The organism is Nitrospirillum goiasense (assembly GCF_034427435.1).
Taxonomy (GTDB): domain Bacteria; phylum Pseudomonadota; class Alphaproteobacteria; order Azospirillales; family Azospirillaceae; genus Nitrospirillum.
On record NZ_JAXQNP010000003.1, the window covers coordinates 115480 to 130063 of the forward strand.

The following is a 14584-nucleotide window of genomic DNA, read 5'->3' on the forward strand; positions in this document are numbered from 1 at the left end:
GTCACGACGCGCCGTTCGACATCAAGTCTAGCGCATGCCGCCGGGGATTGAAGCCGTGCAATCGGAGGTGATGGTAAAAAGGCCGGGCGGTTGAACGCCCGGCCTGGTTGGAATTGCCGAGGGCCCGCCTCAGTCGGCAGGGACCACCGGCAGGTCGATGAAGCTGGCCTGCGCCCCCTGGTGGAACACCCGCTGCGTCGCCTTGCGATAGTCGCCCGGCTTGGCCAGGAAGATGTTGTCCACGAAGGTCTGCGGATTGCGGTCATAGAGCGGGAACCAGCTGGACTGGACCTGCACCATGATGCGGTGGCCGGGCAGGAAGACGTGGTTGGCGTTGGGCAGCTCGAACCTATAGCGCTGCACCTTGTCCGCCGGTATGGCGGTCGGGTGTTCCAGGCTGTCGCGATAGCGGCCGCGGAAGATGTCCATGCCCACCGCCAGTTGATAGCCCCCCATTTCGGGCTGGGACGGCACCTCGTCGGGATAAACGTCGATCAGCTTCACCACCCAATCGCTGTCGGTGCCGGAGGTGGAGGCGTAGAGGTTCACCACCGGCGCGCCGCTGATCTTCATCGGCGCCGTCAGCACCTCGCTGGTGTAGACGAGGACGTCGGTGCGGTCGGCCACGGCGCGCTGGTCGGTGACCAGCCAACGCTTCCAGGCGTCACCATCGCCGAAGCGCACCGGGCGCGGCACGTAGGGCACGGGCTTGGCCGGGTCGGAGACGTACTCGTCATACGCGGGGCCACCCTTGGCCGGCGCGCTGAAGCCCAGCCCGCCGTTGGCCTCCAGGTACAGCGGCTTGAGGCTGGCGACGCAGCCGCTGGCGCAGGCTGTCGGCCATTTCTGCAGGCGGCGCCAGACGTTGGTGCCGCTCTCGAACACCAGCACCGGCGGCGTGTCGGCCTTAGGCGCGCCGTCCTTCAGATGCTCATCCAGGAAGGGCAGCATGGTGTTGCGCCGGAAATCCAGCGCGGTGTCGCCCTCGAACTTCAGCGGCCCCAGGGTGGAGCCATCATAGTTCACGCCGCTATGACGCCAGGGACCGAGCACCAGGTAATTGAGGTCGTTGCGGGTGTCCTTGGGCTCGATCGCCTCATAGGTGTGGACGGCGCCGTACATGTCCTCCTGGTCCCACAGGCTGGCCACGATCATGGTGGGCACCGTGGGCGTGCGGGCGCCCAGGATGGTGTCCAGCGCCTGGTTCTGCCAATAGGCGTCGTAGGCCGGGTGCTCGGTCAGCTTGCGCCAGAAGGGCAGTTGCGCCAGGCCGTACTGCCGGGCGAATCCGTCGGCCGATCCCGCCCGCAGGAAGGCGTCGTAATCGTCATAGATGCCGCGCGGGATGTCATCGCCCTGGCCCCGCACCGTGGTCTGGTGCTGGAAGTAATCGAAATTGGTCTGGCGGAAGGCGCCGTTGTGGAACCAGTCGTCACCCTTCCAACCATCCACCATGGGGCTCATGGGCACGGCGGCCTTCAGCGCCGGATGCGGGTTCACCAGGGCCATCAGCACGGTGAACCCTTCGTAGGAGGAGCCCACCATGCCGACCTTGCCGTTGCTTTCCGGCACGTTCTTCACCAGCCAGTCGATGGTGTCGTAGGCGTCGGTGGCGTGGTCGACCTCGCTGTCGTTCAGGGGGCCGCGCAGCGGGCGGGTCATGACATAGTCCCCCTCCGACCCGTATTTGCCGCGGATGTCCTGGAAGACGCGGATGTAGCCTTCGGCCACGAAGCTCTCATCCCCTTGGGCCAACGTGGCCAGCATGTGCGGGCTGACGGAGCGCTTGGCGCGCTTGGTGGCGTTATAGGGCGTGCGGGTCAGCATGATGGGCGCGCCCTTGGCGCCCTTGGGGATGACGATGACGGTGTGCAGCTTCACGCCATCGCGCATGGGGATCATGACGTCGCGCTTGATGTAGTCGGCACCCTCGATGGTGGTGTCGACCTTGGCCGGGATGTCGGGCGCCATGGGGGACAGGGGGGACGCCGCTTGCGCCCAGGCCGTGCCGCTTAACGGTGACGTGCTGGCCAACAGGGCCATAATGCCCAAACCCGCACTCCAGCGCCCCAGATGTGGGCGCGTCCATCCACGGCGCGCCCAGCCGGCCGCCCGTCCCGATTTCAACCTAGCCATGACCCTTGCCCCTTTTATCCAATATCCCGCACCTCGGCGCGGGTGGGGACGAACGATAGCGGGGCAGGCGGCGGGGTCAAATGGCGTTCGGTAACGGAACTGTTACAGACGGCGGCGCAGATTCCTTAAGTGGAAATATTCCATAGCGCCACTCGCCATGATAGTGTTGCGGCGCACAACGGAGGCGCCCGCCATGCTGCTCAACCCCTTCCTCGCCGATCCCACCAAAACCCTGTCGCAGGACCTGCTGACGGAGTTTGAAACCATCCTGGGTAAGGGCGTCCTGGGCACGCCGGTGGAAATACCCGGCGGCCTCATCGTTCCCGTCAACATCACCACCTTCGGCGTCGGCGTTTATGGCGGCAGCGTGTGGGGAGAGGCGGTGGGCGGCGGTGGGGGCGGCGGCGTCATTCCCTGCGCCGTGCTGGTGGTCCAGGATGGGAAGGTGACCTTCCATCCCATCGCGCCGGAAACCACCAAGGCGGCGGCCGAGCATGTCACGGCCATGGTCACCCGGATGCGCGGCCCCCGCGTCCCGCAGGATGAACCGGCGACACCCTCGACCGTGGATGCGTGAGATCAGACATCCAGCGGTGTGACGCCTTCCCCCGGCAGGTAGTAGGCCGCGAGGAAGGACCAGAAGGCGTTGTCCATCAGGGACCGCGCCCGGTCCGGAAGCGTCTTGTACTTGCCCACCGTGCCGGTGCCGATGTGGGTTTTGTGCCAATGGGTGACGGGGTCGTACAGGTTGGGCTTGGCGTCGCTGCCCGCGTTCTCGACGAAGCGACCGGAATTCTCCATCTCCGCCAAGGTACGCTTGACGGTCTGGGTCAGCAGGCCCTCATGAATGGCCCTGAGGGCTGTATCCGGCACGCTGACGCCAATGAAGTCGGCGACGCGGGCCACCGAGTCCAGCTTGTCATGGAAGTCCTCCTCGTACCGGAACACTAGCGTGTGCTGGCCATGGACCAGACAGGACTGAACCCGCCGCACGCTGCGCAACACGTAGGCGAAGGCCTCATTGAACGGCAGGTCGAAGCGCTCCATCAGCGAGGCGACGCAATCGCGGGGGTCGCGCAGGGTGATGATGGCGGGAATGTCCTCATGCGCGATCCGCACCTGGGTCATGGTGTCCGGGTGGTGGGTCTTCAGCACCAGGGGAACCTTGGGCCTGTCACCAATGCCGACGTGGTGCTCCAGTTCATTGTTGTAGTCCGACTTGAAGCCGTCCTCCCCATAGGCGTGGGACAATAGCTCACGCACCACGTTGAACGACCAGGTCGAGGCGCTCCCCGGCAAACCGACACAAACAATCACGTTGTTGTCGCCAATATCGGCGAGGCTGTCATCTTTTTGCATGATTGCAATCATTAACGGTGAATATTTTGAGTGGAAGCATATCCAGGGTGATTACACGGTCCGCGTGGGCTATTTCGTCGCACTAAAATGGCGCCTGCCTACCATCGGTTCGTCTCCGGCCAATCTTATTGATCAGTCGACGGGTGGATGGTTGAACTAAGTCACTTCACTTCCCATTTAGGACGGGCATGGCTTCGGGGGGCGGATCGCCCGCGCCGGGGGGGACACCGGGAAGCCGCGCCTTATCGTGAGATCAAGCCATCAGAGAGGGGCTGACGTGATCAAGACCTTGGGATATGCGGCCTACAAGGCCAAGGAGGCCCTGGCGCCATTCACTTTTGAGCGCCGGGATCCCCGCGACCATGACGTGGTCATCGACATCCAGTACTGCGGCATCTGCCATTCCGACGTCCACCAGGCGCGGGATGAATGGGGCGGCAGCCTGTTCCCCATGGTGCCGGGGCATGAGATCGCCGGCATCGTCACCCAGGTCGGCCCGGCGGTCACCAAGTACAAGGTGGGGGACCGGGTGGGCGTCGGCTGCTTCGTCGACAGCTGCCGGACCTGTGAATACTGCCTCCAGGGTCTGGAGCAGTACTGCACCCAGGGGATGACCGGCACCTACAACGCCATGGAGCGCGACGGCAAGACCCTGAGCCAGGGCGGCTATTCCACCACCATCGTGGTGGACGAGAACTACGTGCTGCGCATTCCCGACAACCTGCCCTTGGACGCCGCGGCGCCCTTGCTGTGCGCCGGCATCACGCTCTATTCCCCGCTGGCCCATTGGAAGGCCGGGCCGGGCAAGAAGGTGGCCATCATCGGCATGGGCGGCCTGGGCCACATGGGGGTTAAGCTGGCCCACGCCATGGGGGCCGAGGTCACGGTGCTCAGCCAGTCGCTGCGCAAGGAAGCCGATGGCCGGCGCCTGGGCGCCGATCATTTCTACGCCACGTCGGATGAGGCGACCTTCACCAAGCTGGCGGGCACCTTCGACCTGGTCATCAACACCGTGTCGGCGCCCATCGACTGGAACGCCTATCTGGGCCTGTTGAAGGTCGATGGCGCGTTGGTCGTGCTGGGTGTGCCGGAGGAGCAGGTGCCGGTCGGCGCCTTCTCCCTGATCATGGGGCGTCGCAGCCTGGCCGGTTCGCTGATCGGCGGCATCAAGGAAACGCAGGAGATGTTGGACTTCTGCGGCAAGCACGCCATCACCAGTGACATCGAAACCATCGCCATCCAGGGCGTGAACGAGGCGTATGACCGCGTCGTCGCCAGTGATGTGCGGTATCGTTTCGTGATCGATATGGCCTCGCTGAAGACCGCTGAAGCCAGCTTCTAATACCAAGGAGCGATGATTCCCATACATCGCTCCTTGGTATCGGCGGCGACTGCCGCCGCGCGCCGTAAGGCGCGGAAGCCAAGCCGCCGGATGGCGGCGCCGGCGACTGAGGGCGATGAGCCTGGCCATAGGTCAGGATCATCGCTACTTAGTATAAGGCCTTGCGGTTCCAACTTTGGACGGGCGGCGGAACTATTCCGCCGCCCGTTTCATTTTGCTGAAATGGAATTTAGGTTGCGCCAGGCGCGTGCCGGTTGTGGCCCTCCCGGACGCGGACTACGCTCAAGGTCATCGAACGGCTCTTAAGCGGTGATCCCATGCGCCCTGGTGTGCTGATCCTTGCCGGTGTTATCGCCACGCTGTCTTTCGGGGCCTGGGCCCAGACGACACCCAATCCGGCCGCCAATCCAGCGGACAGCCCCGCGGCCGGTCCCGCGGCACCGCCCGCGCTGAAAAGGGACGACTTGCCCCGTGACATCATCGTCACCCCGCAGGTGCTGCCGACACCGGAGGAGGAGCAGGCCTACCACGATGCGGAATATGCCCGCCTCAAGGCCATGTTCGGCCCCCCGGAACTGCCGCCGATCTCGCGGGGGGACGCCATGAGTCGAGATGAGACCCAGAACACCGGCACCCTGGCGGGGCCCAAGGCGGTGAACTGCGCCGACATCGCCGCCTGCTACGCCCCGCCGAAATAATACCAGCGGCACGAGATGGTGACTCGTGCCGCTGTAGGCCCCGACCGGGGCCGCCGGAGCGAGCACCGCAGGGCGCAGCGAGGACGAGCCTAGGCGGACGGATGTCCGCCGCCCGGCGCCTGAGGGGGCATTTGAACGGTCACGTTCAAATGCCGCGTGTATAAGCCCCGGCTGGGCTTTCCGACTTTTTGGAAGCGTCAGGAAAGCCTTCAGTGCGGCATGTTGCGCCGCAGCCAGCGGGCGGCGATGGCGACGACACCGGCGCACACCGGCACCGCGATGGCGACGATACGGCTGGTGGAGGGCCAACCCTCCGTTTCCGGCAGGCCGTGCATCACCTTTTCCACCAGCGACACCAGGTAATAGGTGATGCCGACGATGGACAGCGCCTCCACCGCCTCCTGGATGCGGACATGCATGCTGGAATTGCGGTCCAGCGAGGTCAGCAGCGTGGCGCTCTGGCTGGACAGGCCGACATCGACGCGGGTGCGCAGGCTGGCCTGGGCGCGTTCCATGCCGGCGGCCAGTTCGCCTTGCAGGCGCGCGGCGGCCTCCACCGTCCGGATACCGGGGCGCAGGCGGCGCTTCAGGAACAGGCCCACGCGCTGCAGGCCGGGGATGCGCTCCTCCCGCAATTCCTCCAGCCGCTCGTTCACGATCTCGCCATAGGCCAGGCTGGCGCCGAAGCGCCAGCGGTTGCGGGTGACCAAGTGGCCCAGGTCGACGGCCAGGGTGGTCAGGCTGTCCAGGATGGCGCGGTCCTCCGCCGGGGTCTTGCTGTCGCGGATGCGGCCCACGGTTTCCTCCAGCCGCCGTTCCATGTCGGTCAGGGCCGCCATGGTGTCCCGCGCCTGGGGGAAGGCCAGGAAGGCGGCAGCACGGTAGGTCTCGATCTCCAGGATACGCTGGACCAGCCGGCCGAGGCGGTCGTTGGTCAAACCCCAATTCTGGATCAAGGCCCGGCTGTAGCCGTCGTCATCGATGTGGAAATCCAGGGCCACCAGGGCCTCGCCGCCATTGACCACGGCGCCAGCGCACGTTCCGGTGGGAAAGCGGGCTTTCAGGGCCTGGGGCGCCGGCGCGCCGTCGGCCGGCTCCACCCGGATATGCACGGCGGCCAGGCGGCGTGGTCCCATGGGGGCGAACACGCCCTCCAGCAGTGCCTCCACCGCCAGACGGGTCGCGTCCCCATCGGTGCCGCTGACGGCCACGCTGGTGCTGAGAAACTCGGTATGGTGTTCCCACTTCACCTGCGCCGGCCGGCCGGCGAGGGTCGTGGCGATGACACCATAGCGTGGTGCCTCGCCGTCGCCGGTGGGGGCGGTGTCCAGTGCCGCCAGCAGCCGGGCCGCGCCGGCCGTCCCCTCCGCCGGGGTGCAGAGATAGGTGACGTGGAAGACCTCCGCCGGGGCCGCCAGGGGCAGGGCCATGCGGGAGTGCAGTTCCTGCATCAGGACGCCACGCAACGGGTGATCCGACTCCATGCCCATGATGCCCTGTCCCCTACGCCGTCCGTGGTGCCACACCCGTGAATGCTATCATGGGGGATGCTAACACAGGGTGGGCATGCCGCCAGGCTGGACCGCTGCGCATCCCGCGCACGCGGTCCTTCGCTGCCTGCATGGCTGCGGCGGTGACGGGTCAGGCGGCGGCCGGCCGGCGCTTGCGCAGGATGTCCAGGATTTCCGCCGCGGCCGTCGGGATGTTGGTGCCGGGGCCATAGATGGCCGCCGCCCCCGCCTGGTACAGCATGTCATAGTCCTGCGGCGGGATGACGCCACCGCACACCACCAGGATGTCGCCAGCGCCCTGCGCCTTCAGGCTGTCGATCAGGGCCGGCACCAGGGTCTTGTGCCCTGCCGCCTGCGACGACACGCCGATGACATGCACGTCGTTCTCCACCGCCTGGCGGGCCGCTTCCTCCGGCGTCTGGAACAGCGGGCCCACGTCGACGTCGAAGCCGATGTCGGCGAAGGCCGTGGCGATGACCTTGGCGCCCCGGTCGTGGCCGTCCTGGCCCATCTTCACCACCAGCATGCGCGGCCGGCGGCCCTCGGCCTCCGCGAAGGCCTCCACATCCTTGCGGATGCGGGCGAAACCCTCATCGCCGTCATAGGCCGAACCGTAGACCCCGCTGACGGAGCGGATGACGGCGCGGTGGCGGGTGAACACCTTCTCCAGCGCGTCGGAGATTTCGCCCACGGTGGCGCGGGCGCGTGTCGCCTGGATGGCGAGATCCAGCAGGTTGCCGGTGCCGGCCGCCGCCCCTTGCGCCAGGGCCGCCAACGCGGCCGTCACCGCCGCGTCGTCGCGGCTGGCGCGGATATGGTTCAGCCGCGCGATCTGGGCTTCGCGCACGGCGGTGTTGTCGATGTCCAGCACCTCCACCCGCTCCGGGTTCTGCGGCCGGTACTTGTTGACGCCGACCACCACTTCCTCGCCCCGGTCGATGCGGGCCTGGCGGCGGGCCGCGGCCTCCTCGATCATCAGCTTGGGCAGGCCGCTGTCCACGGCCTTGGTCATGCCGCCCATGCCCTCGACCTGCTCGATCAGCTTCTCGGCCTCGGCCGCCAGGCTGTGGGTCAGGCTTTCCACGTAATAGCTGCCGCCCAGCGGGTCGACGACGTGGGGCACGCCCGTCTCCTCCGCGATGATCAGCTGGGTGTTGCGGGCGATGCGGGCGGAGAAGGGCGTGGGCAGGCCCAGGGCCTCGTCAAAACTGTTGGTGTGCAGCGACTGGGTGCCGCCCAGCACGGCGGCCATGGCCTCGATGGTGGTGCGGACCACGTTGTTGTAGGGGTCCTGCTCCGTCAGGCTGACGCCCGAGGTCTGGCAGTGGGTGCGCAGGGCCAGCGACCGCGCGTCCTGCGGGTCGAAATGCTTCTTCATCAGCTTGGCCCACAGCAGGCGGGCGGCGCGCAGCTTGGCCACCTCCATGAAGAAGTTCATGCCGATGGCGAAGAAGAAGGACAGGCGGGGCGCGAACTGGTCGACCTTCAGGCCCTTGGACGCCGCCGCCCGCACATACTCCAGCCCGTCCGCCAGGGTGAAGGCCAGTTCCTGCACCGCCGTGGCCCCGGCTTCCTGCATGTGGTAGCCGCTGATGGAGATGGAGTTGAACTTGGGCATGTTCAGCGCCGTGTACTCGATGATGTCGGCCACGATGCGCATGCTGGGGGTGGGCGGGTAGATGTAGGTGTTGCGGACCATGAACTCCTTCAGGATGTCGTTCTGGATGGTCCCCGACAGCTTGTCCTGGCTGACCCCCTGTTCCTCCGCCGCCACGATGTAGCCGGCCAGCACCGGCAGCACGGCGCCGTTCATGGTCATGGACACGCTCATCTTGTCCAACGGGATGCCGTCGAACAGGATCTTCATGTCCTCCACGCTGTCGATGGCGACGCCGGCCTTGCCCACGTCGCCCACCACGCGGGGGTGGTCGCTGTCATAACCGCGATGGGTGGCCAGGTCGAAGGCCACCGACAGGCCCATCTGCCCCGCCGCCAGGTTGGCCTTGTAAAAGCGGTTGCTTTCCTCCGCCGTGGAGAAGCCGGCGTACTGCCGGATGGTCCAGGGCCGGTGGCTGTACATGGTGGCCCGGGGACCCCGGGTATAGGGCGCGAAGCCGGGCAGGGTCTGAAGCTCCAGACCCTCCAGATCCGTCGCGGTGTAGAGCGGCTTCACCGCGATGCCCTCGGGCGTGGTGCGCACCAGGCCTTCGGGGTCGGCGCCGAATTCCTTGGCGGCCAGGCGCTGCCAATCGGCCAGGGTCTTCTCGGGGAAGTCGCTCATGATGGTCACTCGAACTCGATGATGATCTGGTCGACGGCCAGGGACGTGCCCTTTTCGGCCGCGATCTTCTTGACCTTGCCGTCGGACTCGGCGCGCAGGATGTTTTCCATCTTCATGGCCTCCACCACCGCCAGCTCCTGGCCGGCCTTGACCTCGTCACCCACGGCGACCGCCACGGTGACCAGCAGGCCCGGCATGGGCGACAACAGGAACTTGGACATGTCCGGCTTGGCCTTGATGGGCATCAGGGCCGCGAACTCCGCCGCGCGGGCGGTCAGCACTTGCACCTCCAGCTCGGCCCCGCCATGGAACAGGCGGTAACCGATGCCGGTGCCGTCCACCTGCACGGCCAGGGCATGGCCGTCCACCGTGCCGGCCCACAGCGATTGGCCGGGGTGCCAGTCCGCGTTGCGCACCGCGTACGTCCGGCCGTCCAGCGTCACGTCATGGCCGTCGTCCACGGTGGCGACTTCCGCCGGATGGTTGTCCCGGCCGCAGCGCACCACCCAGCTGGCGGGCACCACGCGGTGGTGGCCGGCCATCTGGCCGGAGATGGTGGCGTCCCGCTCCACCCGGCTGAGGTGGATGCTGGCGGCCATGGCCAGCAGGCGGGTCAGCCCCTCGGCCGGCAGCTCGCGGCCATGGAAGCCGTCCGGGAATTCCTCGGCGATGAAATTGGTGGTCAGGCGCCCCTCGCCGAAGCGGCGGGATTCCACCAAGGCGGCCAGAAAGCTGATGTTGTGGCCCACGCCCCGGATCTGGAAGCGGTCCAGCGCGTCGCCCATGGCGGTGATGGCCGTGGCGCGGTCAGGGCCGTAGGTGATCAGCTTGGCGATCATGGGATCGTAGAACATGCTGATCTCGCCGCCCTCATGGATGCCGGTATCCACGCGGACGATGCTGCCGTCCACGGCGCCCGGCCCTTCCGCCGGGGGACGATAGCGTGTCACGCGGCCGATGGACGGCAGGAAGTTGCGCGTCGGCTCCTCCGCGTACACGCGGGCCTCCAGCGCCCAGCCGGTCAGTTTGACGTCCTCCTGGGTGACTGGCAGCTTTTCGCCCGCCGCCACGCGGATCATCAGTTCCACCAGATCCAGGCCGGTGATCATCTCCGTCACCGGATGTTCCACCTGCAGGCGGGTGTTCATCTCCAGGAAGTAGAAATTACGGTCCTTGTCGACGATGAACTCCACCGTGCCGGCGCTGCGGTACTGCACCGCCTGCGCCAGGGCCACGGCCTGCTCACCCATGGCCTTGCGCGTGGCCTCATCCAGGAAGGGGCTGGGGGCCTCCTCGATCACCTTCTGGTGGCGGCGCTGGATGCTGCATTCACGCTCACCCAGGTAGACGCAGTTGCCATGGGCGTCGGCCATGACCTGGATTTCGATGTGCCGGGGCTCGGTCACGTACTTCTCGATGAACACCCGGTCGTCGGCGAAGCTGGAGCGCGCCTCGTTGCTGGCGCTGCGGAAGCCCTCGCGCGTCTGGGCGTCGTCCCAGGCCACGCGCATGCCCTTGCCGCCACCACCGGCCGACGCCTTGATCATCACCGGATAGCCGATGTCGTGGGCGATGCGCACCGCCTCCTCATCGTCCTTGATGACGCCCAGGTAGCCGGGAACGGTGGAGACGCCGGCGGCCTTGGCCAGCTTCTTGGACTCGATCTTGTCGCCCATGGCGCCGATGGCGTGGACGTCCGGCCCGATGAAGGCGATGCCGGCGGCCTTCAGCGCCTCGCAGAAGGCCGCCTTTTCCGACAGGAAGCCATAGCCGGGGTGCACGGCCTCCGCCCCCGTCTCCAGGCAGGCCTGGATGATGCGGTCGGCCACCAGGTAGCTTTGGGCCGATGGCGCCGGGCCGATGGCCACGGCCTCGTCCGCCATCTGGACGTGCAGGGCGCCGGCGTCGGCCTCGGAATAGACGGCGACGGTCTTGATGCCCATGCGGCGCGCCGTCTTGATGACCCGGCAGGCGATCTCGCCCCGGTTGGCGATCAGGATTTTGGAAAACATTGGGACGGGCCCCCAGAACGGCTGATTATAGCGGCAGGTTGTCGTGCTTCTTCCAGGGGTTCTCCAGCTTCTTGTTCTTGAGCATGGAGAACGCCTTGATCAGCCGGCGGCGGGTGTTTTGCGGCTTGATGATGTCGTCGATGTAGCCGCGTGAGGCGGCGACGAAGGGGTTGGCGAACTTCTGCCGGTATTCCTCCGTCCGGGCGTCGATCTTGGCCGGGTCGCCGATGTCGGCGCGGAAGATGATCTCGACGGCGCCCTTGGGCCCCATCACCGCGATCTCGGCCGACGGCCAGGCGTAGTTGACGTCGCCGCGCAGGTGCTTGGACGCCATGACGTCATAGGCGCCGCCATAGGCCTTGCGGGTGATCAGCGTGACCTTGGGCACCGTGGCTTCGCCATAGGCGAACAGCAGCTTGGCGCCGTGCTTGATGATGCCGTTGTATTCCTGCGACGTGCCGGGCAGGAAACCGGGCACGTCCACCAGGGTGCAGAGCGGGATGTTGAAGGCGTCGCAGAAGCGCACGAAGCGCGCCGCCTTGATGGAGCTGTCGATGTCCAGGCAACCCGCCAGGACCAGCGGCTGGTTGGCGACGAAGCCAACGGTCGACCCGTTCAGGCGGCCAAAGCCGATGATGATGTTCTTGGCGTAGTCCGGCTGCAGTTCGAAGAAGTCGCCCTCATCCACGACCTTCAGGATCAGTTCCTTCATGTCGTAGGGCTTGTTGGGGTTGGCCGGCACCAGGGTGCCCAGCGACGGCTCCGGCCGGTCCACCGGGTCGGCGGTGACGCGCACGGGCGCCGGCTCCCGGTTGGACAGGGGCAGGAAGTCGAAGAAGCGCCGGGTGTGCAGCAGCGCCTCGACATCGTTGTTGAAGGCGAGGTCGGCCACGCCGGACTTGGCGGTGTGGGTCACGGCCCCACCCAGTTCCTCCGCCGTCACCACCTCATGCGTCACCGTCTTCACCACGTCGGGGCCGGTGACGAACATGTAGCTGCTGTCCTTCACCATGAAGATGAAGTCGGTCATGGCCGGGCTGTAGACGGCGCCGCCGGCGCAGGGGCCCATGATCAGCGACAGTTGCGGCACCACGCCCGAGGCCAGCACGTTGCGCTGGAACACCTCGGCATAGCCGCCCAGGCTGGCGACACCTTCCTGGATGCGGGCGCCGCCGCTGTCGTTCAGGCCGATGACGGGCGCGCCCACCTTCATCGCCTGGTCCATGATCTTGCAGATCTTCTCGGCGTGCGCCTCGGAGAGGGAGCCGCCGAAGACCGTGAAATCCTGGCTGAAGACGAAGACCAGGCGGCCGTTGATGGTGCCGTGGCCGGTCACCACCCCATCGCCCGGCACCTTCTGCTCCGCCATGCCGAAGTCGGCGCAGCGGTGCTCCACGAACATGTCCCATTCCTCGAAGGAACCGGCGTCCAGCAGCAGTTCCAGGCGTTCGCGGGCCGTCAGCTTGCCCTTGGCATGCTGGGCCGCCACGCGTTTTTCGCCGCCGCCCGCGCGGGCTCCCTGGCGTTTGGCTTCGAGGGTTTCAATGACCGTGAGCGTCAACGCCCGTCTCCTGACCGGTTATGGCTGCGCCGGGTGGCGGCGGCTTGGTGGCTGTGGCCGGAAGGGTCCTCAAGCAAAGGTTGGACCCATGGCCTTGATTGACCGCTGCGATGTTTGCAAACAGTTTGATCCCACTTCAAGTCAATGCCACGCGAAATCGTGCGACGCCGGGGCCGATATTTTGTAAACTTTGTGAAACGGACGGAAGGTGCGGCGGCCATGGCGGGCAAGATATTCGCGGGTGAACGGGTGCGGCAGCTGCGGCAGCAGCGGGGCATGGCGCTGTCCGCCCTGGCCCAGGCCAGCCACCTGTCCATGAGCTACCTGAGCCAGATCGAGAACAACCAGCGGCCACTCAGCACGGCGGCACTGGCCGCCATCTCCGCCGTCTTCGGGGTGGAACCGCGCCATTTCGCCGACGACAGCGACCTGCGCCTGGGCAGCGAATTGCGTGAGGTGCTGGGCGATCCGCTGTTCGCCGACGACGGCTCCAGCCTCAGCGCCATCAGCGACGCGGTGCGCGCCGCCCCCGGCATCGCCGGCCAGTTCATCAAGCTCTACCGCGCCTACCAGCATTTGATGGAGGAGGGGGCCCGCCACCGCCTGGACCAGGATCTGGAAGCGGAGACGAGCGGCACCGCCCCGTTCCCCTATGACGATGTGCGCGACTTCGTGCAGAGCAAGCGCAACCACTTCGCCAGCCTGGACGTGGCGGCGGAGACCCTGTTCGAAAGCCAGGGCTTCGCGCCCACCCGCCTGCTGGAGGATTTGATCGATTACCTGCGCGACCGGCACGGTGTCGCCTGCGCCGTCTCCGCCGCGCTGGGGACGGAGGGGGTGCTGTGGCGCTACGATCCGGCGCTGCGCCAGTTGCACCTGGCGGAAAGCGCGCCGCGTGAAAGCCGCGCCTTCTTCCTGGCGCAGCAGATCGGCCGCATGCAGTTCGCCCCCCTGATCGAGGAGGAGGTGCGCAAGGCCCCGCTGAGCAGCCCGGAGGCGCGTGCCCTGGCCTACACCGGCCTGGCCAATTATTTCGCCGGCGCCCTCATCCTGCCCTATGGCCGCTTCCTGACCCAGGCGCGATTGGTGCGCCATGATATCGAGCGGCTGCAGAACCACTTCGGCACCAGTTTCGAGCAGGTGTGCCACCGGCTCAGCACCATGCAGCGGCCGGGCAACGCCGGCATCCCCTTCTATTTCCTGAAGGTCGACCGGGCGGGCAACATCTTCAAGCGCAGCAGCGCCACCCGGTTCCAGTTCGCCCGCTTCGGCGGCGCCTGCCCCTTGTGGAACGTGCACGAGGCCTTTGCCCAGCCGGGCCGCATCCTGGTGCAGGTGGCGCGCACGCCCGATGGCGTCACCTATCTCTGCATCGCCCGCACCGTCACCATGACCGGCGGCGGCCACCTGTCCCGCCCGCGGGAGGCGGCGCTGGGCCTGGGGTGCGAGATCAGCCATGCCGCCGACCTGGTCTACTCCGCCGGCCTGGATTTGCAGAACCAGGAAACGGCGGTGCCCATCGGCTCCAGCTGCAAGGTCTGCGACCGCGACGACTGTCGCCACCGCGCCTTCCCCTCCATCGGCCGGGGCCTGGCCATCGCCGGGCATGAGCGCCACGTCGTGCCCTTCAGCATGACGCCGGCGGGGGTGAAGTGAAGCCTAGCGGCCGGATGCCCGCGCCCGG

10 protein-coding genes are annotated in these 14584 nt (G+C 66.8%); 4 read left to right on the forward strand and 6 right to left on the reverse strand.

Annotation, left to right across the window (positions count from 1 at the left end):
• Nucleotides 1–129: 129 nt before the first annotated feature.
• Entirely contained in the window at nt 130–2043 is a 1914-nt protein-coding gene (locus tag ULB03_RS14855; RefSeq protein ID WP_416211168.1) for a CocE/NonD family hydrolase, read from the reverse strand.
• Between the two features lie 286 nt (nt 2044–2329).
• Here ULB03_RS14855 and ULB03_RS14860 point away from each other — a divergent pair, with 286 nt between their 5' ends.
• A complete protein-coding gene (locus tag ULB03_RS14860) occupies nt 2330–2713 on the forward strand; it encodes a spore germination protein GerW family protein (RefSeq protein WP_322483921.1) in 384 nt (127 codons plus the stop codon).
• Nucleotides 2714–2715: 2 nt separating this feature from the next.
• Here the strand turns inward: ULB03_RS14860 and ULB03_RS14865 are convergent, their stop codons facing one another.
• The gene (locus ULB03_RS14865) at nt 2716–3495 is read right to left on the reverse strand and encodes a sulfotransferase domain-containing protein (RefSeq protein ID WP_322483922.1); all 780 of its coding nucleotides are present in this window, start codon (nt 3493–3495) and stop codon (nt 2716–2718) included.
• Between the two features lie 277 nt (nt 3496–3772).
• Between ULB03_RS14865 and ULB03_RS14870 the strand changes: the two genes are divergently transcribed.
• Nucleotides 3773–4837, forward strand: a complete 1065-nt coding sequence (locus tag ULB03_RS14870; protein ID WP_322483923.1) for an NAD(P)-dependent alcohol dehydrogenase — start codon at nt 3773–3775, stop codon at nt 4835–4837.
• A 464-nt stretch (nt 4838–5301) separates the two neighbouring features.
• On the forward strand, nt 5302–5535 hold the full coding sequence (locus ULB03_RS14875) for a hypothetical protein (RefSeq protein ID WP_322483924.1): 234 nt from the start codon (nt 5302–5304) through the stop codon (nt 5533–5535).
• A 209-nt stretch (nt 5536–5744) separates the two neighbouring features.
• On the opposite strand, the gene ULB03_RS14880 is transcribed toward ULB03_RS14875, so the two are convergent.
• The 4 genes from ULB03_RS14880 to ULB03_RS14895 form a co-directional block, all read right to left on the reverse strand.
• Nucleotides 5745–7025 (reverse strand): DUF3422 domain-containing protein, encoded by a 1281-nt coding sequence (locus ULB03_RS14880; RefSeq protein WP_322483925.1) that lies wholly within the window; start codon nt 7023–7025, stop codon nt 5745–5747.
• 151 nt (nt 7026–7176) lie between these two features.
• Complete coding sequence (gene scpA / locus ULB03_RS14885) at nt 7177–9327, reverse strand: methylmalonyl-CoA mutase (protein WP_322483926.1); 2151 nt, start codon at nt 9325–9327, stop codon at nt 7177–7179.
• Nucleotides 9328–9332: 5 nt separating this feature from the next.
• Nucleotides 9333–11339 (reverse strand): acetyl/propionyl/methylcrotonyl-CoA carboxylase subunit alpha, encoded by a 2007-nt coding sequence (locus tag ULB03_RS14890; RefSeq protein ID WP_322483927.1) that lies wholly within the window; start codon nt 11337–11339, stop codon nt 9333–9335.
• Nucleotides 11340–11364: 25 nt separating this feature from the next.
• The gene (locus tag ULB03_RS14895) at nt 11365–12900 is read right to left on the reverse strand and encodes an acyl-CoA carboxylase subunit beta (protein ID WP_322483928.1); all 1536 of its coding nucleotides are present in this window, start codon (nt 12898–12900) and stop codon (nt 11365–11367) included.
• 219 nt (nt 12901–13119) lie between these two features.
• On the opposite strand from ULB03_RS14895, the gene ULB03_RS14900 reads away from it, so the two are divergent.
• On the forward strand, nt 13120–14556 hold the full coding sequence (locus ULB03_RS14900) for a helix-turn-helix domain-containing protein (RefSeq protein ID WP_322483929.1): 1437 nt from the start codon (nt 13120–13122) through the stop codon (nt 14554–14556).
• Nucleotides 14557–14584 lie beyond the last annotated feature (28 nt).

Bases quoted from the DNA above. Each gene is read 5' to 3' on its own strand.
- ULB03_RS14880 (WP_322483925.1), bottom strand. From the start codon at position 7,025: ATGGGCATGGAGTCGGATCACCCGTTGCGTGGCGTCCTGATGCAGGAA.
- scpA (WP_322483926.1), bottom strand. From the start codon at position 9,327: ATGAGCGACTTCCCCGAGAAGACCCTGGCCGATTGGCAGCGCCTGGCC.
- ULB03_RS14865 (WP_322483922.1), bottom strand. From the start codon at position 3,495: ATGCAAAAAGATGACAGCCTCGCCGATATTGGCGACAACAACGTGATT.
- ULB03_RS14860 (WP_322483921.1), top strand. From the start codon at position 2,330: ATGCTGCTCAACCCCTTCCTCGCCGATCCCACCAAAACCCTGTCGCAG.
- ULB03_RS14900 (WP_322483929.1), top strand. From the start codon at position 13,120: ATGGCGGGCAAGATATTCGCGGGTGAACGGGTGCGGCAGCTGCGGCAG.
- ULB03_RS14890 (WP_322483927.1), bottom strand. From the start codon at position 11,339: ATGTTTTCCAAAATCCTGATCGCCAACCGGGGCGAGATCGCCTGCCGG.
- ULB03_RS14855 (WP_416211168.1), bottom strand. From the start codon at position 2,043: ATGGCCCTGTTGGCCAGCACGTCACCGTTAAGCGGCACGGCCTGGGCG.